Origin of the sequence: Wenjunlia tyrosinilytica, from assembly GCF_014646055.1 — a bacterium.
GTDB lineage: Bacteria > Actinomycetota > Actinomycetes > Streptomycetales > Streptomycetaceae > Wenjunlia > Wenjunlia tyrosinilytica.
Genome location: NZ_BMMS01000014.1, coordinates 199,969 through 222,347 on the forward strand (window position 1 = coordinate 199,969; position 22,379 = coordinate 222,347).

Annotated in this window: 18 protein-coding genes; 7 read left to right on the forward strand and 11 right to left on the reverse strand. The window is 71.5% G+C overall.

All coding sequences use genetic code 11. The annotated features are described in order from the left end of the window. Nucleotides 1-47: 47 nt before the first annotated feature. From IEY86_RS17835 to IEY86_RS17875, 9 genes are all read right to left on the reverse strand, one after another. The gene (locus IEY86_RS17835; protein ID WP_189132701.1) at nucleotides 48-1,214 is read right to left on the reverse strand and encodes an iron-containing alcohol dehydrogenase family protein; all 1,167 of its coding nucleotides are present in this window, start codon (nucleotides 1,212-1,214) and stop codon (nucleotides 48-50) included. After that, on the reverse strand, nucleotides 1,211-2,146 hold the full coding sequence (locus tag IEY86_RS17840) for an NAD(P)-dependent oxidoreductase (RefSeq protein ID WP_189132702.1): 936 nt from the start codon (nucleotides 2,144-2,146) through the stop codon (nucleotides 1,211-1,213). The genes IEY86_RS17835 and IEY86_RS17840 overlap by 4 nt, the downstream gene beginning before the upstream one ends. Before the next feature lie 3 nt (nucleotides 2,147-2,149). Beyond that, nucleotides 2,150-3,670, reverse strand: a complete 1,521-nt coding sequence (locus IEY86_RS17845) for an aldehyde dehydrogenase (protein WP_189132703.1) — start codon at nucleotides 3,668-3,670, stop codon at nucleotides 2,150-2,152. Between the two features lie 123 nt (nucleotides 3,671-3,793). After that, nucleotides 3,794-4,918 carry a mandelate racemase/muconate lactonizing enzyme family protein gene (locus IEY86_RS17850; RefSeq protein ID WP_229698526.1) on the reverse strand — a complete coding sequence of 375 codons (1,125 nt, stop codon included), beginning with the start codon at nucleotides 4,916-4,918 and terminating at the stop codon, nucleotides 3,794-3,796. Continuing rightward, the gene (gene fae / locus IEY86_RS17855; protein ID WP_189132704.1) at nucleotides 4,915-5,412 is read right to left on the reverse strand and encodes a formaldehyde-activating enzyme; all 498 of its coding nucleotides are present in this window, start codon (nucleotides 5,410-5,412) and stop codon (nucleotides 4,915-4,917) included. The genes IEY86_RS17850 and fae overlap by 4 nt, the downstream gene beginning before the upstream one ends. 50 nt (nucleotides 5,413-5,462) lie before the next feature. Beyond that, nucleotides 5,463-6,425 (reverse strand): glycine betaine ABC transporter substrate-binding protein, encoded by a 963-nt coding sequence (locus IEY86_RS17860; protein WP_189132705.1) that lies wholly within the window; start codon nucleotides 6,423-6,425, stop codon nucleotides 5,463-5,465. Between the two features lie 83 nt (nucleotides 6,426-6,508). Further along, complete coding sequence (locus IEY86_RS17865) at nucleotides 6,509-7,285, reverse strand: ABC transporter permease (protein WP_189132706.1); 777 nt, start codon at nucleotides 7,283-7,285, stop codon at nucleotides 6,509-6,511. Then, on the reverse strand, nucleotides 7,282-8,340 hold the full coding sequence (locus IEY86_RS17870; protein ID WP_373287045.1) for an ABC transporter ATP-binding protein: 1,059 nt from the start codon (nucleotides 8,338-8,340) through the stop codon (nucleotides 7,282-7,284). The genes IEY86_RS17865 and IEY86_RS17870 overlap by 4 nt, the downstream gene beginning before the upstream one ends. Beyond that, nucleotides 8,333-8,983: an ABC transporter permease gene (locus IEY86_RS17875; protein ID WP_189132707.1), complete on the reverse strand. Its 651-nt coding sequence runs from the start codon at nucleotides 8,981-8,983 to the stop codon at nucleotides 8,333-8,335. The genes IEY86_RS17870 and IEY86_RS17875 overlap by 8 nt, the downstream gene beginning before the upstream one ends. Before the next feature lie 113 nt (nucleotides 8,984-9,096). Between IEY86_RS17875 and IEY86_RS17880 the strand changes: the two genes are divergently transcribed. From IEY86_RS17880 to IEY86_RS17900, 5 genes are all read left to right on the forward strand, one after another. Next, the gene (locus IEY86_RS17880; RefSeq protein WP_189132708.1) at nucleotides 9,097-9,897 is read left to right on the forward strand and encodes an IclR family transcriptional regulator; all 801 of its coding nucleotides are present in this window, start codon (nucleotides 9,097-9,099) and stop codon (nucleotides 9,895-9,897) included. A gap of 87 nt (nucleotides 9,898-9,984) precedes the next feature. After that, nucleotides 9,985-11,541: a GMC family oxidoreductase gene (locus tag IEY86_RS17885; RefSeq protein ID WP_189132709.1), complete on the forward strand. Its 1,557-nt coding sequence runs from the start codon at nucleotides 9,985-9,987 to the stop codon at nucleotides 11,539-11,541. Nucleotides 11,542-11,922: 381 nt separating this feature from the next. Then, nucleotides 11,923-12,744: an alpha/beta fold hydrolase gene (locus IEY86_RS17890; protein WP_189132710.1), complete on the forward strand. Its 822-nt coding sequence runs from the start codon at nucleotides 11,923-11,925 to the stop codon at nucleotides 12,742-12,744. A gap of 249 nt (nucleotides 12,745-12,993) precedes the next feature. After that, the gene (locus tag IEY86_RS17895; protein ID WP_189132750.1) at nucleotides 12,994-14,001 is read left to right on the forward strand and encodes a zinc-dependent alcohol dehydrogenase family protein; all 1,008 of its coding nucleotides are present in this window, start codon (nucleotides 12,994-12,996) and stop codon (nucleotides 13,999-14,001) included. Nucleotides 14,002-14,449: 448 nt separating this feature from the next. After that, nucleotides 14,450-15,493 carry a zinc-dependent alcohol dehydrogenase family protein gene (locus tag IEY86_RS17900; protein ID WP_189132711.1) on the forward strand — a complete coding sequence of 348 codons (1,044 nt, stop codon included), beginning with the start codon at nucleotides 14,450-14,452 and terminating at the stop codon, nucleotides 15,491-15,493. 119 nt (nucleotides 15,494-15,612) lie between these two features. On the opposite strand, the gene IEY86_RS17905 is transcribed toward IEY86_RS17900, so the two are convergent. Beyond that, nucleotides 15,613-16,539 (reverse strand): HAD family hydrolase, encoded by a 927-nt coding sequence (locus IEY86_RS17905; RefSeq protein ID WP_189132712.1) that lies wholly within the window; start codon nucleotides 16,537-16,539, stop codon nucleotides 15,613-15,615. Between the two features lie 257 nt (nucleotides 16,540-16,796). Between IEY86_RS17905 and IEY86_RS17910 the strand changes: the two genes are divergently transcribed. Continuing rightward, complete coding sequence (locus tag IEY86_RS17910) at nucleotides 16,797-18,512, forward strand: sensor histidine kinase (RefSeq protein WP_189132713.1); 1,716 nt, start codon at nucleotides 16,797-16,799, stop codon at nucleotides 18,510-18,512. Nucleotides 18,513-18,531: 19 nt separating this feature from the next. On the opposite strand, the gene IEY86_RS17915 is transcribed toward IEY86_RS17910, so the two are convergent. Continuing rightward, entirely contained in the window at nucleotides 18,532-21,219 is a 2,688-nt protein-coding gene (locus tag IEY86_RS17915; protein ID WP_229698527.1) for a cation-translocating P-type ATPase, read from the reverse strand. A gap of 564 nt (nucleotides 21,220-21,783) precedes the next feature. Between IEY86_RS17915 and IEY86_RS17920 the strand changes: the two genes are divergently transcribed. Next, nucleotides 21,784-22,335, forward strand: a complete 552-nt coding sequence (locus tag IEY86_RS17920) for an Rv1733c family protein (protein WP_189132714.1) — start codon at nucleotides 21,784-21,786, stop codon at nucleotides 22,333-22,335. Nucleotides 22,336-22,379 lie beyond the last annotated feature (44 nt).

The following is a 22,379-nucleotide window of genomic DNA, read 5'->3' on the forward strand; positions in this document are numbered from 1 at the left end:
ACGTGTCTCCTTGGGCGGTCGCCGTCCGGGGACCGGCGCCGATCGGGTCACAGGCAGGAGGTGATCAGTTCGGTGATGTCCTGCTCGGTCGGGGTGCGTGGGCTGTTGGCGGTGACGGCGTCCTCCAGGGCGGTCCTGGCCAGGTCCGGGACCATGTCCGCGGTGACCCCGTAGGCGGACAGCGGCCGCCGTGCGCCGACCTGCTCGGACAGCTCCCGGCAGGCCTCGGCAACCTCCTCGCCGTTGCCGCCGTCCTTGCCGTTGCCGCCGACGCCCATCCCGTGGGCGGCGCTGGCGAAGGCGTCCTCGGCATGCGGGGCGCACCACGCCATCACCTCCGGCAGCACCGCGGACAGCGCCAGGCCGTGCGGTGCGCCGACCCGTGCGGAGACCGCGTGGGCGATGCCGTGCACCAGTCCCAGGCCGCTGATGCTCAGTGCGAGCCCCGCCAGGTGGGCCCCGAGCAGCATCTGGGAGCGGGCTTCGAGGTCGGACCCGTTCTCCACCGCGACCGGCAGCCAGCGGCTCACCAGGGCGATCGCCTGAGCGGCGTACGCCTGTGAGAGGGGGTTGGCTCCCCGGGAGGCGAGCGACTCGATGCCGTGCACCAGGGCGTCCATCCCGGTCGCCGCGGTGGCGCCCGGGGGCAGACCCAGGGTCAGTTCGGGGTCGAGCAGCGCCGCCACCGGCTTGACCGAGTCATGGCCGATGTAGACCTTGCGGCGCAGACGGGTGTCCTCGATGACGCCGAAGCCATTGGTCTCCGCTCCGGTCCCCGCGGTGGTGGGGATCGCGATGAGCGGCAGACCGGGACGCTCGGGCTCGATCCGGTAGTCGAACTCCGCGGCGCTGCCGGGGTTGACGGACAGCAGGGCGACGCCCTTGGCGGCGTCCAGCGCGGAACCTCCCCCGAGGGCGACCACGGCCGCCTCCCCGAAGGCCCGTGCCTGCTGCGCCGCGGTGTCCACGGCCGTGGTGGACGGGTTGGCCGGGATGGCGTCATGGACCTCGGCGTCGATACCGGACTCGGCCAGGACCGTGGTGACGCGGTCGACCAGGCCCGCGGCGCGCAGGCCCGGATCCGTCACCACGAAGGCACGGCGGTGACCGGTGCGGCTCACCGTCCCGGGCAGGCGCCGCAGGCAGCCGGCGCCGAACTCCAGCCAGCCCGTGGGCGGCAGACTGAGCGTCAGGTCCCGAGCGTGAGTGGTCATGGGCGCACCTGCCCGGGGGTACCGGAGGCCTCGCGGGCGGGCAGCCGAAGTTCGATGCCGGCCACGTCCTCGTACAGCTTCATGGGGATCATCTCTCCGGCGAGGTCGCCGAAGACGGCCTTGCCGCGCCGGTAGATCTGCTCGACGACGGCACTGAGCTCGACCGGCACTCCGACCTCGCGTGCGAGGTCGATGGCGAGGCCGAGGTCCTTGCAGGCCAGTGCCATGGCGAAGGACTCGTCGTAGTCGCCGTTGTTGAGCACCGAAAGCGCGTCGTTCTGGAGGAAGTTGGAGTTCGCCGGGCTGGCGACCAGGGACCGGTGCAGGACTTCGAGGTCCACTCCGGCCCTGGCTCCGACGGCCAGCACCTCGGAGGTGGCCACCAGGTGGCAGAACCACAGCATATTGATCATGAGCTTGACGGCGTAGCCGGTGCCGTGCGGGCCCACGTGCAGGATCCGCTCGGGATCGCCCATGGCCTCCAGGACCGGGCGCTGGCGGGCGGCGTCCTCGGGGTCCGCGCCGACGAAGATCTGCAGGGTGCCCGCCCGGGCGCCGTGGGCCATTCCGGAGACGGGGGCGTCCAGCACCCTGATGCCGCGCTCGTCGGCCAGGGCCCGTACCCGGTCCGCCACGGCGGGCACCGAGGTGGACATGTCGATCCAGGTGCTGCCCTCGGCCATGGCCGCCAGCAGGCCGCCCTCGCCCAGCATCACCCGCTCGACATGGCGCGGAGTGGGCAGCATGGTGATCACGGTGTCGCTGTGCTCGGCCAGTTCGGCCGGTGAGGCCGCCCAGCGGGCGCCGCGGGCGACGTGCTCCGCCGCGGCCTCCTCCCGGACGTCGTGCACGGTCACGGTGTGGCCGGCGGCGAGCAGGTTGAGGGACATGGGTCCGCCCATGTTGCCCAGGCCGATGAATCCGATGCGCATGTCTTACTCCTCCGTGCCGCTCGCGAGCGGTCCGGTTCCGAGGTCCAGCCAGGTGGTCTTCAGTGCCGAGTAGGCGTCGAGGGCGTGCAGCGACTTGTCGCGGCCCGTTCCGGTGTCCTTGAAGCCCCCGAAGGGGGTGATGACATCGCTGGCGTCGAAGGTGTTGATCCACACCGTGCCGGCCCGCAGAGCGCGGGCGACCCGGTGGGCGGTGGAGACGTCCCTGGTCCAGACCGCGGCGGCAAGGCCGTACCGGGTCTCGTTCGCCAGTCGAACGCCTTCCTCCGCGCCGCGGAAGGGGACGGTGGCCAGGACCGGGCCGAAGATCTCCTCCTGGCCGATCCGCCCGCTGTTGGCGACTCCGTCCAGGATGGTGGGCTCCACATAGGAGCCGCCGGTCTCGGGGAAGGCGGCATGCCCGCCGAGCACCGTTCGGGCGCCCTCCTCGGCGGCCACGCCGAGGTAGTCCAGCACCCGGTCCTGCTGGGCCCGGTCGACCAGGGGGCCGACCTGGGTGGCCGGGTCGAGCGGGTCGCCGAACCGCAGGGTCCGGGTGACCGAGGCGACCTCGTCGAGCAGTTCGTCGTGGATCCGCTCGTCCACCAGCAGCCGGGATCCGGCGTTGCAGGTCTGCCCGGCGTTGTAGAAGATCCCCCAGGCGATGGCGCTCGCGGCCGCCTTGAGGTCCTGGGCGTCGGCGAGGACCAGTTGCGGTGACTTGCCTCCCAGTTCCAGGGCGACCTGTTTGCCGTTGCTGGCGGCGCTGTAGCCGAGGAAGGCACGACCCACCGGGGTGGACCCGGTGAACGCGACCTTGTCCACGCCGTGGTGCAGTCCCAGGGCGCGCCCGGCGACCGGGCCCAGCCCGGGGACCACATTGAGCACCCCCGGTGGCAGCCCCGCCTCGGCGGCCAGCTCCGCCAGCCGCAGCGCGGACAACGAGGACTGCTCGGCGGGCTTGAGGATCACGCTGTTCCCCATGGCGAGGGCGGGCGCGATCTTCCAGGAGGCGATCATCAGCGGGTAGTTCCACGGTACGACGGCGGCGACCACGCCCAGCGGCTCCCTGGTCACCAGCGCCAGCGCGCCGCGCGGGGCGGGTGCGATCTCGTCGTACGTCTTGTCGATGGCCTCGGCGTACCACTGGACGCAGTCCGCGCACTTGGGCACGTCCACCGCGAGGGTGTCCGAGATGGGCTTGCCCGCGTCCAGTGCCTCCAGCAGGGCCAGTTCCTCGAGGTTCTCGCGGATGAGCGCGGCCAGCCGCAGAAGCACCCGCTTGCGGTGCCCCGGGTCGGTCCGCGACCAGCGGCCGTCCTCGAACGCGGTGCGGGCCGCGCGTACCGCGTCGTCGACGTCCTCGTCTCCCGCCGCGGCGACGGAGGCCAGGATCGAGCCGTCGCGGGCGCTGACGGTGGTGAAGGTCTCTCCTGAGCGGGCGGGTCGGAACGCTCCGTCGATGAAGAGGTCGGTGTGCGGGGTGAGTGCGGAAGCGCGCTTCCGCCAAGTGCCGTTGTCGGCCATGGCGTCAGTCCAAGTACGGAGTCGGTGCGGAGTCGGTGGGGAGGTGCCGGAGAGGTGCTCGGTGGGGGGCGGGAGCCTCTGTGGGGCGGGAGACTCGGAGGGGCGGGGGGCTCGGTGGGTGAGTCAGCGGTCGTGCCGCAGCCGGGAGAGGGCGTCGTGGTCGATGGCCGCGCCCAGACCGGGAGTGTCCGGGATATTGAGGAAGCCGTCGGAGTCGATCTCCACGGGTTCGGCGAGGAAGAAGTCGCGCCGATCGGGGGTCCAGCCCGGCGGGTCGTAGGGGAACTCGACATACGGGCCGCCGCCGACGCCTGCGACCACGTGCAGATTGGCCAGCAGGCCGAGTCCGTTGCTCCAGGTGTGCGGAGTGAACCAGCGGTGCCGCAGCTGGGCGAGCTCGGCGATGAACCGTGCCCGGTACATGCCCACGGCCAGCACGACATCGGGCTGGTAGACGTCGAACGCGTCCTCCTCCACCAGCTGAACCAGCTCGGGAAGGCTGCGCACCATCTCCCCGCCGGCGATCCGCACCCCGGTGGCGGCGCGGACCGAGCGGGCCCCTCGGATGTCGGCCTGCGGCAGCGGCTCCTCCAGCCACAGCACTCCGAGCTCCTGGAGCCGGGCGGCGATCCTGCGGACGGAGACCAGGTCGAGGGCGGGGGCGATGTCGCCGCTCATCCGCCACATCTGGTTGAGGTCCACCATGATGTCGATGCCGTCGCCCACGGCTTCTCGGGCGGCCCGCACCGCGGCGACGCCCTCCTCGAGGCGGTCGCGGGAGATGCGGATCTTCATCGCCTTGAAGCCGCGCTCCACCGCGGCGACCGCCGCGTCGGCCCGGGCCGCGGGAGCCTTCAGCTCACCGAACGAGGCATAGGCGGGCAGTCGGGTCGCCGCGCCGCCGAACAAGGTGGAGACCGGGCGGCCGCACACCTTGCCGACGATGTCCCACAGCGCGGCCTCCAGCGGCCAGTAGCGTCCGGCGTGGAAGTTGATTGTCTCGATGGTTCGGACATGGCTGAGGATCTCGAGCGGGTCCTTGCCGAGAAACAGGTGCTCGAACGCCTCGAAGCCGTCCATGGTGTCGCCCGAGCCATGGCCCACGACGCCGTCGTCGGTCTCGACCGTCACCAAGGTGGCGTCGAAGAAGGTCCGGGGAACCGGATCCCAGGCGGCGGCGAACGCCGGCTCCAGGGGGAGCCGCATCCGGTCCAGCCGAATCGCGGTGATCTTCATGGTCGTGGTCACTCCGGGGCGTCGAAGAAGGGATTGGCCGGGCGGGTCCTGGCCGCCAGCACGTCGTCCAGGTCCGGGGACCCCGACGCGCCGTTGGCCAGCGCCTCACGGGTGGCCTCGCGGTTGTTGCGGTAGACCTCGTCCGGGTCGTCGGCGGCCGGGTTGACCCACACCGCGGTGATCAGCACCAGGCCGTCGGCGCTCTCGGAGGGGATGACGCCGTCCGCGACGGCATCGGCCACCCCGGCGGCGACTCCGGCCTGCGCCGGGCCCCAGGTCAGTTCGCCGTGCTTGTCGTCGGTGATCGCCGCCTTGTTGACGAACAGCGTCGGCGGCTTCACCGGCAGGTTGGGTCTCAGCACGGCCATGAAGGGCGCGTGGCCTCGCGTGGGTGTGGCGAGCGCGGTGGCCCAGGCCGTGCCCGCGGGGCCGTCCCGGTGGCCGAGCACCGTGTTGATGTGCGCCGCGTTCGGCCCGGCGCCGACGAAGCTCTCTCCGATGTGCATCTCTTCTGCCCTTCTGGGGTGGAACGGTTCTGCGCCTGCGGGAAGGGCCTCTACTTGAGGAAGCCGTTGTCCTCGAGCCAGCTCGTGGCGATGTCCTCGGGGTCCTCGCCCTCGACATCGGCGAGGGCGTTGAGCTTTTGCATCTCGAAGGTGGTGAGCTTCTCGGCCAGGGGAGCGAAGATCTTCTTGAGCGCCGGGTACTTCTCGAGCGTCCCCTTCTTGAGGGTGAGCGCGGGCTGGTACACGGGGAAGAACTTCTTGTCGTCCTCCAGGACCACCAGCTTGTTGGCCGGGATCCTTCCGTCGGTGGCGAAGACCTCACCGAAGTTGCAGGTCTTGCCCTTGGCGGTCTCGGTGTAGATCAGTCCGGTGTCCAGCATCTTGACCTGTGCGCCGGGTGCCTTGATGCCGTAGGCCTTCAGCAGTCCGGGGAAGCCGTCGTCACGGGTGGAGAACTCGCTCTCGATGCAGAAGGTGGCCTCGGACGGCTTGCTCCTGCTCAGTGCGGCGAGGTCGGACAGGCTCTTGAGGCCGAGCGCGTCCGCCTTGTCCTTGCGGACGGCGAAGGCGTAGGTGTTGTTCAGCGGGGCGGGCGGGTCTATCCAGGCAATGCTGTTCTTGGCCAGGTCCTCCGCGGCCACCTTCTCGAACTGCCCGCGCTGGTCGGCGATGGGCTTGGTGTGCTTCAGGTACGTGATCCAGCCGGTGCCCGTGTACTCCCAGTACATCGAGATGTCGCCCGAGACCAGCGCCTTGCGGGTGCTCGCGGAGCCCTTGATGTTGGTCTTGTCGGTGACCTTGGCGCCATTGGCCTTGAGCAGGTCGACGGTCATCCGGCCCAGGATGATCTGTTCCGCGAAGTCCTTGGAGCCGACGGTGAACGACGCGCCCTTGAGCGCGTCCCCGGAGCCCGACGCGGCCTCGACGGAGTCACCGCCGAAACAGCCGGACAGGGGGAGGATCGTGACGGCTGTGACGGCCGCGAGAGCGAGTGAGGTGGCGCGTTGAGGCATGGCGGTACTCCTGGAGGTGGTACGGCAGCGGTGAGAAGGACGGGAGGGTGATCAGCCGGCGGTGATGGCGGGAGGAGGCGGTGTCATGTGCCCTTGGGCCTCAGCGCGCTCTCGACGAGCCCTCCGGCCCAGTCGAGGAGCAGGGCGATCGAGGCCGTGAGGATGCTCCCGGTGACGAGCACGGGGTCACGGTCGAGCTTGATCCCGTTGACGATGATGTCGCCGAGTCCTCCGGCGTTGACGAAGGTCGCGAGGGTGGCGACGCCGACGCAGAAGACCAGTGCCGTGCGCAGCCCCGCGAGCACCACCGGGACGGCCAAGGGCATCTCGATGCGCCAGAGGACCTGTGCGGGACGCATTCCCATCCCGCGTGCCGCCTCGATCAGGGTGGGGTCGACCTGCTGGATGCCGATGAGGGTGTTGCGCAGTACCGGCAGGGCCGAGTAGGCGACCAGGCTGGTCATGGCCACCCCGACGCCGGGACCCACGGTGATCGTCAGCAGGACCAGGACCCCGATGGCGGGGGTCGCCTGGCCCACGTTGGCCAGGCCGAGGACGAGCGGGGGCACCCACCGGGCGCGCACCCGGCTGATCAGCACACCCAGGGGGACGGCGATCGACATGATCAGGACGGTGGCGACGAGAGTCAGCTTGAGGTGCTCGGCGGTCCTGCCGACCAGATAGCCGCTGTTGAGAGTGCGCTGCTCGATGCTGTCCAGGCGCAACGAGTGCACCCACAGGTAGTCGGCGATCAGGGCGACGACGACCACCGCGGGAGTGGCGAGGTGCCTGATTCCGATGACTCCGGTGAGGGAGCGGCGGCGTGAGGGCGCCGAGGCCGGGGTCGCGACGGCGGTCATCGCGCACCACCGCTGTCGGCGGCCGCGGTGAGGGAGTCGAAGTCCAGCTCGCCGCGCACCCTGCCGTCGGAGTCGACCACGGCGATCCGCTGAGCGCGATGGGCCACGATCGCGTCGAGGACATCGCGCAAGGTGGCGTCCACCCTGACCGACGGCAGGGACGCGGACCCCGCGGGCAGCAGGTCGAGGTCGCCCGCGCGGATCAGTCCCAGTCGCTTGATGGCGGCCTGGCCGCCGACGAACGAGCGGACATAGTCGTCGGCGGGCTCGGCGAGGATACGGTCGGGGGTGTCGTACTGAACGATCCTGGACCGCTCCCCGAGCACCGCGATGCGGTCGCCGAGCCGCAGGGCCTCCTCGAAGTCGTGGGTGACGAACACGATGGTCTTGCGCAGCCGTCGCTGGAGCGCGAGGAACTCGTTCTGCAGATGCTCGCGGGTGATCGGGTCGGTGGCGCCGAACGGCTCGTCCATCAGCATCACCGGAGGGTCCGCGGCCAGCGCGCGGATGACGCCGACGCGCTGCTGCTGACCGCCGGAGAGCTGGCGGGGATAGCGGGAGCGGAAGCGCCCGGGTTCGAGCCCGACGAGGTGCAACAGCTCGTCGACGCGCTCCGCGGTCCTGCGCTTGTCCCAGCCGAGCATCCTGGGGACGAGGGCGACATTGTCCGCGATGCTCATGTGCGGGAACAGGCCGATCTGCTGGATCACATAGCCGATGCGGCGGCGCAGCTCATGCGGGTTGAGGGACAGCAGGTCCTCGCCGTCCATGGTGATGCGGCCGCTGGTCGGCTCGATCAGCCGGTTGACCATCTTCATGGTGGTGGTCTTGCCGCAGCCGGAGGGGCCGACGAAGCAGACCAGCTCCCCGGCGGGAATCACCATGGAGAAGGACTCGACCGCCGGTTCCTCCTGTCCCGCGTAGATCTTGGAGACATCGGCCAGTTCGATCCGGGCACCGTGCCGGGTGGCGGTTTCCCCATCGGCGTCGGCGCCGGTGCCGGCCGGGACGGTGCCGGCCGGGACGGTGGCGGTCGGCGAGGCGTGGTCAGACACGAAGCCCCCTCGGGGTGGTCAGTCGCCGGACGGCGAAGAAGAGCAGGTCGAACGCGAGCGCGAGGACGATGACACCGAGGGTCCCGGCCAGTGCCTGGTTGATGGCGTTCTTCGATCCGAGCCGTGAGAGCCCGTCGAAGATCTCGTTGCCCAGGCCGGGGCCCGCCACATAGGCCGCGATGGCGGCGATGCCGACGGTGAGCTGGGTGGACACGCGGATGCCGGTGAGGATCAGCGGCCAGGCCAGCGGCAGCTGGACGCGGAGCAGGGTCCGCGTGGGCCCCATACCGGTGCCGCGGGCCGCTTCCAGGATGGCGGGAGCGACCTCCCGCAGGCCGACTATGGTGTTGCGGGTGATCGGCAGCAAAGAGTAGACGACCAGCGCGACCACGGTCGGCGTCCAGCCCAGTCCCAGCAGCGGGATGAGCAGGCCCAGAAGCGCGAAGCTGGGGATGGTGAGGAAGGTCCCGGTCGTCGCGACGGCCGCGGCGCGGCCCATGGGGCGGTCCCACGTGGTGACACCGAGTGCGACGCCGAGCACCGTGGCGATCACGATGGCCGTCCCGACGACAGTGGCGTGCTCCAATCCCTGCTGCAACAGGTCGTCGGTGTGCCTGCCGACGTAGCTGAGAAACCGGTCCATGTCTCCTCCGGACTGGGGCGCCTGGGTGACGGGCGCTGTTCGGTGTGTTGAACCGTAGGTGTGCTAAACATGGTGGACAACTGGAGTTGCTCAGATTGCAACAGGAGTCTGCTATGGCATCCCGACCCACATCCGGACTGAGAAGAGACGCCGACCTGCTGGAGGTGCTCGCGGGACAGGAGTCACGTGTCCAGGGAGGGCTGGGAGTCACCCGGATCGCGGAGCTGGCGGGACGGGAGAAGAGCCAGGTCTCCCGGGCACTGGCGGGCCTGGCCGAAGAGGGGCTGGTGGACCGGGATCCGGACACCCAGGCCTACCGGATCGGCTGGCGGCTGTACGCACTGGCGGCCCGCACCGGTGAGGCGAGGCTGGCGTACGTCGCCGCGCCCTTCCTGCGCCGCCTGGTCGCCCAGCTGGGCGAGACGGTCCACCTGTGCGTGCTGCGGGGGCGCGGTGTGCTGACCCTGCGCAGCGAGTCCTCGCCCCACGCCTTCCGCAGCCTCGGCTGGGAGGGGGTGATGGTCCCGGCGGCGCAGACCTCGGCCGGGCGGGTCCTGGTCTCCGACTGGGAGGAACGGGTGCTGCGCGCCTGGTTCACCGACGAGGAGTTCGCCGGCCTGCCCCCCACCCAGCGCATCCGCGGCATCGAGGACCTGCTGAAGGAGATCCAGGCGATCCGTTCCTGCGGCTACGCCACGGCCGACGAGGAGTTCGAGGCCGGTCTCGTCGGCGTCTCCGCTCCCGTGCGCGACCACTGCGGGCGCGTGATCGCGGCGATCAACGTGGGCGCTCCCAAGGGAAGGATGGGCCGACAGCTCAACGCCGCGGGCCGGATCACCGCGCGCTGCGCCGCGGAGCTCTCCCGCGCTCTGGGCTTCGAGAGCGGGGCTCAGGGGGGTGCCGGCGCGCCGTAGCACAATGGCCGGTAACACGGTGTGATCCGCCCGCCGTTGCGGCTTGGGTGAGGGGGTTGGCGGTCAAGCCGGGCGAAGGGGCACACAATGTACGACTACATCATCGTGGGTGCCGGGTCGGCGGGGTGCGTGCTGGCGGCCCGGCTCAGCGAGGACGAGGACACCAGTGTCCTGCTCATCGAGGCCGGGCCGCGGGACGATGCCCCGGAGATCCGCGTTCCGGCCGCGTTCGGCAAGCTCTTCCAGACGAAGTACGACTGGAGTTACCTCAGCGAGTGCGAGCCGGGGCTGGACGGCCGCCGCCGCTTTCTGCCCCGGGGCCGGATGCTCGGCGGCTCGTCGTCCATGAACGCGATGGTGTACATCCGCGGCAATCGCCGCGACTACGAGGCGTGGGCCGCCGGCGGCGCCGACGGATGGGCCTGGAGCGATGTCCGGCCCTACTTCCTTCGTGCCGAGGACTTCACGGGACCCGCTTCACCGTGGCACTCCACGGGCGGACCTCTCACGGTGAGCGAGGGCCGCTCCCGGCATCCCCTGGCAGCGGCCTATGTGGCTGCCGCCCAGGAGGCGGGCCACCCGTACACCGCCGACTTCAACGGCCCGGAGCAGGACGGCGTCGGCTACTACCACCTGACTCAGCGAGGCGGACTGCGCTGCAGCACCGCCGTCGCGTATCTGCGACCCGCCCTGGACCGTCCGAACCTCGAGGTCCTGACTCACGCCCAGTGCACCCGAGTACTGATCGACGGTGGCCGGGCCACGGGCGTCGAGGTGGAGCGGTACGGCGAACTGCGGTCGCTCAGTGCCGAAAGGGAAGTGGTGCTCTCGGCCGGCGCCTACAACTCCCCCCAACTGCTGATGCTCTCCGGCATCGGCCCGGGCGCCGAACTGGCGGCGCACGGCATCACCCCGCGAGTCGACCTCCCGGTGGGGGAGAACCTCCAGGACCATCCGCATGTCGGCCTGTGCTATCTGACCGACACCGAGTCATTGATGACCGCCGAGACCCCGCAGAACGTCCAACTGCTGGAGACCGAGGGCCGCGGCCCGCTCACCTCGAACGTCGGTGAGGCCGGCGCGTTCCACCGCACCCGCGAGGGCCTGGACGCCCCCGACCTCCAGGTGCACGCCGCCCCGGTCATGTTCCATGAGGAGGGCATCGGCCCCGTCACCGACCATGCCTTCATGTTCGGCGCGGTCCTGCTGACGCCCACGAGCCGGGGCAAGGTCTCCCTGCGGTCGGCGATGCCCAGCGCCAAACCGCACATCCTGCACAACTACCTGACCACGGACGAGGATCGCGCCACGATGACCCGAGCGCTGCGCCTCCTTCTCGACATCGCCGAACAACCCAGCCTGCGCAAGCACCGCCGGGCCGACTTCCGCGTACCCAGCTCCACCGACGACACCGGCCTTCTCGACTTCGCCCGGCGCGAGTTGCAGACGCTGTACCACCCGGCGGGCACATGCTCCATCGGCCCGGTCGTGGACTCCCGGCTGAGGGTGCACGGACTCAGCGGCCTGCGGGTGGTGGACGCCTCGGTGATGCCCGCAGTCGTGCGGGGCAACACCAATGCGCCCACCATCATGATCGCGGAGAAGGCGGCGGACATGATGCGCGGCGTCGCGGCGCCGGCCTGACCCGACCGACGTGCCGGTGGGCGGAGGCGGCCGCGGTCGAACCGCCGGCCGCCAGGCTTGCGTTCCCCGCCGTGCACCCCGGCACCCGTGGCGCGACGGCACTCCTGATCCCGCCACGGGTTGCATCGTCGACGGCGGCCTGACCGTCGACGGCACCATCCTCGACATCATCGACGGTAGTGCGCAGGACGGCGAGTTCGCCGAGACAGGAGTGCGCAACCGGCACCTCCACAGCCGGCTCGCCCAGGGGCTCCCCGTCATCCGGGGCAGCCGGGCAGTGGCCGCGTTCGAGACGGCCGATCGGCCACGCCGCGCGAGATCGGCTCTCCACTCCTCCGGATTCCTATGATGGACAGGGGCGCACAGGGAAGCGCGCGAGGCATGGACGTGAGAGGACAGCACACCGTCGAGGAGGGCCGCTTCCGGCATCGCGGGGCCGAGCTGGTCTACGACGACGCCGGCCGTGGCCCTCTCGCCGTCTACGCTCACGGCGGCTTCGTCAGCCAGGCCGTCGAGGACCGGATGGGCCTGTTCGACTGGGAGCCGGTGCTGGACGCGGGGCGGCGCCTGGTCCGCTACGACGCCCGGGGGCACGGCCGGTCCACCGGTGACGCCGTCGACACCGACTACACCTACCCTTCGCTCGCCGACGATCTGCTGCGCCTGCTCGAACACCTGGGTGCCGTCGAACCGGTCGAGGCCATGGGCGCGTCCATGGGATGCGGCACCGTAGTGCACGCCGCGGTCCGGGCCCCCGAACGCTTCTCCAGGCTGGTCCTCCTCATCCCACCCACGGCGTGGGCCACCCGGAAGGCGCACGCGCGGAGCAATCTCGACTGCGCCGACAGGGTCGAACGAGAGGGGGTGGACGCCTGGCTCGCCGCCCAACGGCAGCGGTCCCGCCCGGCCGTGGTCGCCGATGTCCCCCGGTTTCCACCGACCCCGGCCGAGCAGGTGCTTCCGTCCATTCTGCGCGGCCTGGCAATGTGCGACCTCCCGCCTCCCCAAGCCGTCGCCTCGCTGAGCCTGCCGACGCTCGTCCTGGCCTGGGCGGACGACCCCGGGCACCCCCTGTCGACCGCGCAGACCCTGGCCGGCCTCCTGCCGCGGGCCGACCTTCACATCGCCCGGACCCGCTCCGACATCCGGACCTGGGGCGAGCGTGTCGCCGAGTTCCTGAAACAAGCGTCGAACGAGAGATGAAGGACGGCCGGGCAATCGGAACGCTCCGACACTGTGCGTACGGACAACTCCCGCGCGTCACCCCCTCGTACCGCTGGGCCGACGGAGTGACCCTGAAGACGTTGCGCGTACACCCGCCGGTGCGCGCGGGAGTCCTTGGATGTGCCGGCTTTCCGGCCGTGTGGGAAGGAGCTTGTCGTGGACAACTCACGGGACAACTCGCCGGGCAACTCGCAGGACAGTGCTCCGGACGACTCGCCGCGAACGCTGCTGGAGACTCCCGCCTGGGTTGTCTCGACCCCTGGGCCGATGGCGTCGTCACCACTGCGCAGGACACGGAAGGCGGTGGCGGCACCGGGTCCGCAGGAGATCCTGATCGCGGTTGCCGCCTGCGGCGTGTGCCGGACGGATCTCCATTTGGCGGAGGGAGACCTGGAGCCAAGGGTGCCGGGCCGCACCCCGGGCCATGAGGTGGTGGGCACGGTCGTGCTCACCGGCTCCGAGGTGCGGGAGTTCACCGTCGGCGACCGCGTGGGAGTCGCCTGGCTGGCCGGCACCTGCGGCCGATGCCGCTACTGCCTGTCGGGCCGCGAGAACCTGTGCCCCGACTCCACGTACACCGGCTGGGACATCGACGGAGGCTACGCCGGGCACACCGTCGCTGACGCCCGCTACGCCTATCACCTGCCCAAGGACCTGCCCGAGGAGGAACTCGCACCCCTGCTGTGCGCGGGAATCATCGGCTACCGGGCGCTGGAGAGGTCGCGGCTGCCGCCCGGTGGACGCCTCGGAATCTATGGATACGGCGCTTCCGCCCATCTGACCGCCCAGTTGGCCGTGGCCCGAGGCGCGACCGTGCATGTCCTCACCCGGGCGCAGGAGGCGAGGCGGCTGGCGCTCGAACTCGGGGCGGCGTCGGCCCGCGGTGCCCATGACGCGCCGCCCGAACCCCTGGACTCGGCGATCCTGTTCGCGCCGGTCGGCGAACTCGTGCCCGTCGCCCTGGCCGCACTGGACCGGGGCGGCACCCTGGCGGTGGCCGGCATCCATCTGAGCGACATCCCGGCACTGAACTACGAGGCCCACCTCTTCCAGGAGCGTTCGCTCCTCAGCGTCACCGCCAACACCCGGCAGGACGGGCGGGCCTACCTGGAGGAGGCGGCCCGAACACGCCCCCGGGTGCATGTGCGTCGCTACCCCATGAGCCGCGCCGACGAGGCCCTGTCCGATCTGGCCGACGACAGGATCACCGGCGTGGCCGTCCTCATGGCGGACTGAGAGCCCCGGGCTTCGAGGTGCCGGGGCCGGGCAGCCGTGTTGGGCGACCGATCCCCGCGCGGCCCTTCATCCCAGCGGGACGACGGCCACCGGACACCGCGGGTGCTGAAACCACGGCCTGGTCCACCGACCCGAGCAGGCCGACCGTGCCGGCCGGGGACGACCTCTGCGAGAGCGGCCGGGCTTGCTTCGGGACCGCGGCCGACGAGGAACCATCGGAGCCGGTCGGGTCCCCCGGGGGGCCGTCCGGCCCCTGCCCCGGGCGTGGCGCCCCGGCGAAGACTGAGGAGAGCAGAGAACCGGCGTCGCGCGGCCGGAACGGCGGGGCGGGAACCCGGAACGGCGCGGCCAGGACAAGGAAGGAAGGACAGCAGAGAAAGGACGGCAGAGACCGGCAGCGACCGGCAGGAGACCAGCAGGAGACCAGCAGGAGTGGAGTGATCTCGGCATGAAGGCGCTCATCTACCACGGTCCGGGACGCCGTATCTGGGAGGACGTGGCGGACCCGGTGGTCCTGGATCCGGAGGACGCGGTCGTCCGGGTGGACGCGGTGACGATCTGCGGCACCGACCTTCACATCCTCAAGGGCGACGTTCCGGAGGTGGAGGCGGGACGGGTCCTCGGGCACGAGGCCGTGGGCACCGTCCTGGAGGTCGGATCCGGTGTGCGGACGGTCTCACCCGGTGATCGGGTGCTCGTCTCGTGCATCTCGGCCTGCGGACGGTGCGGATACTGCCGTGCGGCTGCCTACGGGCAATGCACCGGAGGCGGCGGATGGATTCTCGGCCACCTCGTCGACGGCACTCAGGCGGAGAAGGTCCGCACCCCGTTCGCCGACAACTCGCTCCACAGACTGCCGCCCGAGGTCAGCGACGAGGCGGCCCTTCTGCTCGCCGACATCATGCCCACCTCCTACGAGGTCGGGGTGCGCAACGGGCGTGTCGGCCCGGGGCAGACGGTCGCGATCGTGGGCGCGGGGCCGATCGGCCTGGCCGCCATCGTGACGGCGCGGCTGTTCAGTCCTGCCTCGGTCGTCGTTGTCGACCTCGCCCCCAGTCGGCTCGAGGCCGCCAAGCGCATGGGCGCCGATGTGACGCTCAACGCCTCCGGCCCGGTGGAGGAGGACGTGCGCGGCGCGACCGAGGGCGGGCTGGGTGTGGACGTGGCCATAGAGGCCGTTGGAATCCCTGGGACGTTCGAGCTGTGCACCCGCCTGATCCGGCCCGGCGGACGGGTGGCGAACATCGGAGTCCACGGCAGGCCCGCGACCTTGCACCTAGAAGACCTGTGGCCGGCCAACGCCACGATCACCACGGGCCTGGTGGACACCAGCAGCACGCCGATGCTGCTGGGCATGCTCGCCGCTCACCGCCTCGATGTCTCCGGCATGGTGACGCACCGCTTCGGCCTCGATGAGATGCAGGAGGCGTACGACGTGTTCAGCCGGCCGGAGGAGACCGGTGCCCTGAAGGTCGCGTTGTTTCGTACGTGACCCGTTGCCCGTCTGACAGCCCTCGTCCGACAGCCGACAGCCGACAGCCCGCCCGCGCGGGCTGTCGGACGGCAGTCCGTCAGTCAGGCTGTCAGTCAGGCTGTCAGGTCGGGTACGGGTCAGGTACGGGTCGGTGCCCTGGTCTCCTCACGCGGCGCGACGGTTATGGCGTTCAGCCCGGGGACCACGAGGACGCCGCTCTGCGCCGCGCTCGGACGGCCCCGCTCGCCGTGGCCGAGGGCGGCGACCACCGCGAGGCGGCCGCGGCGCCCGGCCAGCACGTCGTCGGGGGTCACCGCTATCAAAGCCGTCCGCTCGGGCTGCGCGTGCAGCCGCGACAGCGTGTGCAGGAGCATCGCGGGATCGGGAGGTCCGGCAAGCCGGTGGGTGCGCGCGTCCTCGGCATCGGTGCAGGTGTCGACGAGGTGGCCCAGCCCGGCGCAGCGCAGTAGCTGCCGACCGTCGTAGCCGGTCCACACCGCGGCCGTCGCCACGTCGTGGGACCGCAGGTCGAGGAGCAGATCACGCGCGCCGCTCCGCGGGCCCACACCGCGCTCCTGGACCAGTTCGGCGAACCGCCGCTCCGCTCGGGCGAGCAGCAGGCGCAGGACATCGGCCGGGGGAGGTCCCAGATGGCCGGCGGCCAGGTCCGGGCGGCAGCCGCGCCCCTGAAGGAAGTCGACCGCGCCCTCCTCCCCGAGGCGGCCGAGCAGGTACGCCGGATGGTCGACGGCGATGTCGAAGGCCGGCCGACGACGGCCTGTCGTGTGCGCGTACTCGATCAGGAAGGAGTCGAGGACTTCCTTCCAGGCCGCCGCGCGCAGCGTGCTCGCGTCGGTGAGCAGGGCTTCCGCGCCGAACACGGCCGCGGTGGTCCTCGTCGGATCGAGCACGAGTACCCCGGCATTGTCGGGGGGCCGGGCCGGCTCGCGAGCTGTCGGGAAGTCCGTCTCCGTGACTGCCGGGAGCGTTCCGGGGGTACGCAAGGCCGGGTGCGGCGCTGTCCGAGGTCGCGCATGGGTGGTGGTCTCGAGGTTGCGGATCATCGTGTCCGCCTCCTCTCGCATCCGTTCGCGTCTCCCCCTCACTCCACCGTGTTGCGGTGGTTCGCGCGCGTACAGGGCCAACAGGTCCAGACCGGTGGGCCGAGTGCCCCGGCGAAGTGTCCGACCGGCCCCGTGCGGGCTGGTCGGCTCCGCCGGGTGGATCGTGCGGTCACCGCTGCCGAGGCCACCGGGGGCGGATACGGTGGTGCAGAGCGGAGAGTCGGATCGCCGGCCCGGCGAATCCGCGAGGAGGGACATTGGAGAACGCCGAAGGAGGCCCGGTTCGGCTTCCGCAGCTGCGGTTGGACGAGCTGCTGGAGGAACTCCAGGCCAGGGTGGATGCCGCGCGGGGGACGCGCGACCGTGTGCACAGCCTGCTGGAGGCGGTGCTCTCGGTCGGGCGCGAGCTCGATCTCGAGCACGTGCTGCGTCGCATCGTCGAGGCGGCGGTGCTGCTGGTCGATGCCCAGTACGGCGCCCTGGGCGTGATCGGTCCCGACGGAAAGACGCTCTGCCAGTTCCTCACCGTGGGGCTGACCGAGGAGGAGATCAAGGCCATAGGTCCGTATCCGTCCGGCCACGGGATCCTCGGTGAACTGATCCGGCACCCGGAGCCGCTGAGGCTGGCCAAGCTGTCCGAGCACCCGTCCTCGTACGGCTTTCCGCCGAACCACCCGCCCATGAACTCGTTCGTGGGCGTACCCATCCGTGTGCGCGAGCACGTGTTCGGCAACCTGTACTTGACCGAGAAGCGCGGGGAAGGCGACTTCGACGCGGAGGACGAGGCCGTGCTCTCCACGCTGGCCGTGGCGGCCGGGGTGGCGATCGACAACGCGCGGCTGTACGAGGAGGCGATGCGGCGCGAGAAGTGGCTGCGTGCGAGCGGCCGGGTCACCACCAGCCTGATGTCCGGCAGCCCCCTCGTCGAGGTGACGGGCCTGATCGCCGAGACGGCCAAGGACATCACGGGAGCCGAACTGGCCGCTGTCGCCCTGCCTCTCCCCGACGCCACCGCGCTGACGGTGGAGTTCGCCGCCGGGCGGCAGGCCGACGCCCACCGGGGCCTGGTGCTGCCGGTCGAGGGGAGTCTGGTCGGTCTGGCCTACCACGCCGCGGATCCGGTCTTCAGCGAGGACGTCACCCGGGACCCGAGGATCTCGGCGGGACCCCCGCGGTTCGCGGGCCTCGGCCCCGCGGTCGCGGTGCCCATCAAATCGGGCCAGGCCGTGCGCGGCGTGCTGTTGCTCGTCCGCGCCCCGGGACGTCCCATGTTCTCCGAGGAGGAGATCGAACCCCTGCTCGGCTTCGCCGGGCAGGCCGCGCTGGCCATGGAGCTGGGGGAGCGGCGCAGTGACGCCGAGCAGATCGCGCTCCTGGAGGACCACGACAGGATCGCGCGGGACCTGCACGATCTGGCGATCCAGCGACTGTTCGCGACCGGCATGACCCTGCAGAGCGCGGACCGCCTGATAGACCACCCCGGTGCCTCCGAGCGGGTGCAGCGGGCGGTCAACGATCTGGACGAGACGATCAAGATCATCAGGTCGACCATCTTCGGCCTGCGCGCCCGCGAGACCGCGTCCCAGCACGGTCTGCGTACCCGTGCGGTCCAGGCCGTCGGTGAGGCCGCCTCCGTCCTCGGCTTCGCCCCCAGCCTGCGGATGGAGGGCCTGCTCGACACCCAGGTGCCCAAGGAGGTGGCCGCCGACGTGGTCGCGGTGCTGGGGGAGGCGCTGTCCAACGTCGCCCGGCACGCGCATGCCGGCCGGGCGGACGTGGCCCTGGTCAACGACGGAAAGTCCCTGGTGGTCACCGTGACGGACAACGGTGTGGGTGTGCCTTCCGGCGGGCGGCGCAGTGGACTGCGCAACTTGTCCGAGCGGGCCGAGCGCCAGGGTGGGGAGATGGCTTTGACCGTCCCTCCGGGCGGTGGGACGACCTTGACGTGGCGGGTGCCGCTGCCGGCGCCGTAGCGGTGGGCCGGGCCCACCGTCACCGCCGACCGCCTGCTGCGGCCGCCGGTCCGGGGGCAGGGATCCGGCTCCTGGAAGGCGTGCGCGGCGGGGGGCCTGCTGAGAAGCGCACCAGCGACAGCAGGCGCATCGCGGCGTAACCGATCGCGGACAGGGCGCAGGCGATCCCCAGGTCGGCCGGGTGGAGCGACTGGGTGCCGAGCAGCTCGCGCAGCGGCGGCAGGTACACACCTGCGATCTGCAGGCTCAGTGCCACCGCCAGTGCGTACAGCAGGAACGGGTTGGCCAGTGTGCCCGGACGTGCCCGGGAACCGAGGCCGACGCCGAGCTGGGTGGCGCCCAGGACCAGGAAGACCATGGTCTGCCACGGACGGCCGGTCTCGTGGGCCCAGACCCCGGTGGCCAGGGTGACCGCCGTGATGACCGCGCCCATGGCGAGGACCCGGGGCCACAGGCCGGCGCCGAGGACACTTTCCTCGGGCGGCCGCGGCGGCTGCCGCATCGTGCGGGGAGCCACCGGCTCGGCGCCGAGAGCCACTCCGGGAAGTCCGTGGGTCAGCAGGTTGATCCAGAGGATCTGAGCGGGCAGCAGGGGCAGGGCGAGGCCGAGGAACGGGCCGAGCAGCATCACCAGGATCTCCGCGGTGCCCCCGGCCAGCGCGTACAGCAGGAAGCGCCGGACGTTGGCGTAGACCCGGCGGCCCTCCTCGACGGCTGCCACGACCGTCCCGAGGTTGTCGTCGGCCAGTACCAGGTCGGCTGCCTGTCGGGCGACCTCGGTGCCCCTGCGGCCCATCGCCACGCCGATGTCCGCCCGGTGCAGGGCGGGGCCGTCGTTGACGCCGTCGCCCGTCATCGCCACGACGTGCCCGGCCTGCCGCCACGCCTGGACGATGTCGAGCTTCTGCTCCGGGGTGGTGCGGGCGTAGACCCGCGCGCCGGTCAGGTCGGCCGAGGACCCCTCGCGGATCCGGTCGCCGGTGGTCACGTCGTCCTGCGCGGACGAGATACCGAGGCGTTGGGCCACCGCGGACGCCGTGAGCGGGTGGTCGCCGGTGATGAGAACCGGTGTGATGCCCGCCTCGCGGCATGCCGCCACCGCCGCCGCGGCGGCCTCCCGGGGCGGATCGAGGATGCCGATCAGCCCCAGCAGGGTGAGTCCGCGCTCCCACTCCTGCCGCGGCGAAGGGGAACCCGGTCGGTCGGCCGCGGCGACGGCCAGAACCCGGTACCCGCGCCCGGCCAGCCTCCGCGCGTATTCGGCGGCCCCGGCACGGTCCGGGGTGTCCTCGCCGAGTATTCCCGGGGTCAGCACGACTTCGGGGGCGCCCTTGCAGACGACCCGCAGTCCGCCGTCGGGGCAGCGGTGCACGGTGGTCATCCGCTTGCGGTCGCTGGTGAACGGGATCTCGTCCACGCGCGGCATCTCATGATCGAGCGCCGACCGGTCGAGGCCGAACCTGGCACCTGCGGCGAGCAGGGCGGCCTCCGTGGGGTCGCCCAGCGCCAGCCATGTGCCCTCGTCGCCGCCATTGCCGTCACCGTCGGTGCCGGCGCCGCCGTCGCCCGGCGGGCGCACCGTGGCGTCGTTGCAGAGCATCGCGGCGCGCAGCAGTTCCGCGAGGTCGGGCGCGTCCTCGGGGCCGACGACCGAGCCCCCGCGATCGACGTGACCCGCTGGACCGTAGCCGGTGCCCGAGACCGTGGCCTCTCCACGAGGCGTCCACAGCAGCTGCGCGGCCATGCGCCCCTCGGTCAGGGTCCCCGTCTTGTCCGTGGCGATCACGGTGACCGATCCCAGGGTCTCCACCGCGGGCAGGCGCCGCACGATCGCGTGGCGCTGCGCCATCCGCCGGGCGCCCAGGGCCAGACCGAGGGTCACCACGGCGGGCAGGGATTCGGGAACGGCGGCCACGACCAGGCTGATCGCGGCCACCACCATCAGCTCCGCGGGTTGCCCGCGTACCAGGCCGATCGCCAGGACCACCACGCAGAGGACGACGGCGACGGCGGCCAGGATCCTCCCGAAGCCGACGAGCCGGTGCTGCAGCGGGGTCGGCTCCGGGGCCGTCGTCATCAAGGCGGCGATCCGCCCGGTGGCGCTGTCCGCGCCGGTGGCCGTCACGACCACCCGTCCGCGGCCCCGGGCGACCACCGTGCCCGCCGACACCGCCGGCCCGGCCTCGTCCGCGGCGGGTGGCGGCTTGTCCACGGGCACCGACTCCCCGGTGAGCGAGGACTCGTCCACCAGCAGGGCCGCCGCCTCCACGATGCGGCCGTCCGCGGGCACGATGTCACCCTCGGCCAGCAGCACCAGATCACCGGGTACCACGTCCGCCGAAGCGACCGGGCGCTCGGCGCCGTCGCGGACCACCCTGGCGAGGGGAGCGCTCAGCTCGCGCAGGGCTGTGATCGCCCGCTCCGCGCGTACCTCCTGCACGACGCCGACAGTGCTGTTGGCGACGACGACGAACGAGATGATGGCGGTGTCGATGTAGTCGCCCGTGGCAACGGTCAGCGCGGCGGCGGCGAGCAGCACCAGGATCAAGGGATCGCGCAACTGTGCGAGGACGCGCCGCCAGACGGGTGTGCGCACCTGGGCGCGGACCACGTTGGGGCCATGGGCGACGAGTCTGCGCGCGGCCTCGTCCTCGGTCAGGCCCGCAGCGGCCAGGGTCTTGTGGGCCTGATGTGCTGGAGTCGTCACCCTTGGAAGCCTCCGGCATCCCTCGTCGATTGCGACAGGGTCGCCAGGGGCAGCGAGGTGGGCCGATGGGCCCACCTCCGGTCGGGGCACGGTTGCCGCGGCGAGATCCGGGCGTCCGTCCCGGACCCGCGCGGGACCGGAGCCACTGAAGGGACGACAATTGAAGGGACGACAATTCTCATGAGTGCCCGAAGCGCTCAGGGGTGCGGTGGAGCGAACCGCGCGACCGTCGCGGTGGCTCCTGGCAGGACGCGGATCCGGGCGGCTCCGATCCAGGCGGATCCGATACCGGGCGGGTCCGATGCCGGGCGTGTCCGATCCCGGCGGGTCCGATGCCGGGCGCGTTCCGATCCCGGCGGGTCCGATACCGGGCTTGTCCGATGCCGGGTGGGCCCGGTCGGCAGGTACGGAAGGACACTCGGCCCCATGCCCTCATCCGCCCCCTCCGCTCGAATGGGAGGACAGCCGGGCGACCCGGCCAGGCAGACCGAGTGAGGAGATCCGGCCATGCACTCGCACATTCCGCCGCACCCGTCAGGGCCGCCCGGCGCACAGCGCGGGCGCATGCCGAAGCGGAGCAATCCCCTGCGCCGCACATCCGACCGTGTCGAATGGTGGCTGTGCGGGGTGCTGGTGATACTCCTCGCGGTGGGGCTGCCCGCGGTCTCCGTGGCTGTCGGTCTTGCGACCTACACGTCGCAGATGCGGACGGTGCGGGCCCAGTCGGCCGACCGGCACACGGTCACCGCGCACGTGACCGGGGCGGCGCGCACCGCAGGTGACACCGCCGTGGTGAAGGAGAGGGCACCGGTGCGCTGGACCGACCCCGACGGCACCCGGCACACGGGTACCGCCGCCGTGGACCACGGCACTCCCACGGGAGCGAGGGTGCGGATATGGGTCGACCGCGACGGCTCCGTCGCCTCGGCTCCCCTGACACCGGGCAAGGCGATCGGGAGCGGCTGGTCAGCCGGCATCCTCGCCGCGGGTTCGGTGGTGGCGGTGCTGTACGCGGGCCGCAAGGGCGTCGAGCGCGCGATCAACCGCAGAAGGTACGCCCAGTGGGCCGATGAGTGGGAGCAACTGGAACCGCGGTGGTCCGGCAGGGGCGCCTGACCCTCCCGCGGCAGTACTCCGTGGGGCGGATGCGCGGATGTCAT

Coding starts and splice junctions, on each gene's coding strand:
- IEY86_RS17835 (WP_189132701.1), bottom strand. CDS start 1,214: ATGACCACTCACGCTCGGGACCTGACGCTCAGTCTGCCGCCCACGGGC.
- IEY86_RS17840 (WP_189132702.1), bottom strand. CDS start 2,146: ATGCGCATCGGATTCATCGGCCTGGGCAACATGGGCGGACCCATGTCC.
- IEY86_RS17845 (WP_189132703.1), bottom strand. CDS start 3,670: ATGGCCGACAACGGCACTTGGCGGAAGCGCGCTTCCGCACTCACCCCG.
- fae (WP_189132704.1), bottom strand. CDS start 5,412: ATGCACATCGGAGAGAGCTTCGTCGGCGCCGGGCCGAACGCGGCGCAC.
- IEY86_RS17860 (WP_189132705.1), bottom strand. CDS start 6,425: ATGCCTCAACGCGCCACCTCACTCGCTCTCGCGGCCGTCACAGCCGTC.
- IEY86_RS17865 (WP_189132706.1), bottom strand. CDS start 7,285: ATGACCGCCGTCGCGACCCCGGCCTCGGCGCCCTCACGCCGCCGCTCC.
- IEY86_RS17875 (WP_189132707.1), bottom strand. CDS start 8,983: ATGGACCGGTTTCTCAGCTACGTCGGCAGGCACACCGACGACCTGTTG.
- IEY86_RS17880 (WP_189132708.1), top strand. CDS start 9,097: ATGGCATCCCGACCCACATCCGGACTGAGAAGAGACGCCGACCTGCTG.
- IEY86_RS17885 (WP_189132709.1), top strand. CDS start 9,985: ATGTACGACTACATCATCGTGGGTGCCGGGTCGGCGGGGTGCGTGCTG.
- IEY86_RS17890 (WP_189132710.1), top strand. CDS start 11,923: ATGGACGTGAGAGGACAGCACACCGTCGAGGAGGGCCGCTTCCGGCAT.
- IEY86_RS17900 (WP_189132711.1), top strand. CDS start 14,450: ATGAAGGCGCTCATCTACCACGGTCCGGGACGCCGTATCTGGGAGGAC.
- IEY86_RS17905 (WP_189132712.1), bottom strand. CDS start 16,539: ATGATCCGCAACCTCGAGACCACCACCCATGCGCGACCTCGGACAGCG.
- IEY86_RS17920 (WP_189132714.1), top strand. CDS start 21,784: ATGCCGAAGCGGAGCAATCCCCTGCGCCGCACATCCGACCGTGTCGAA.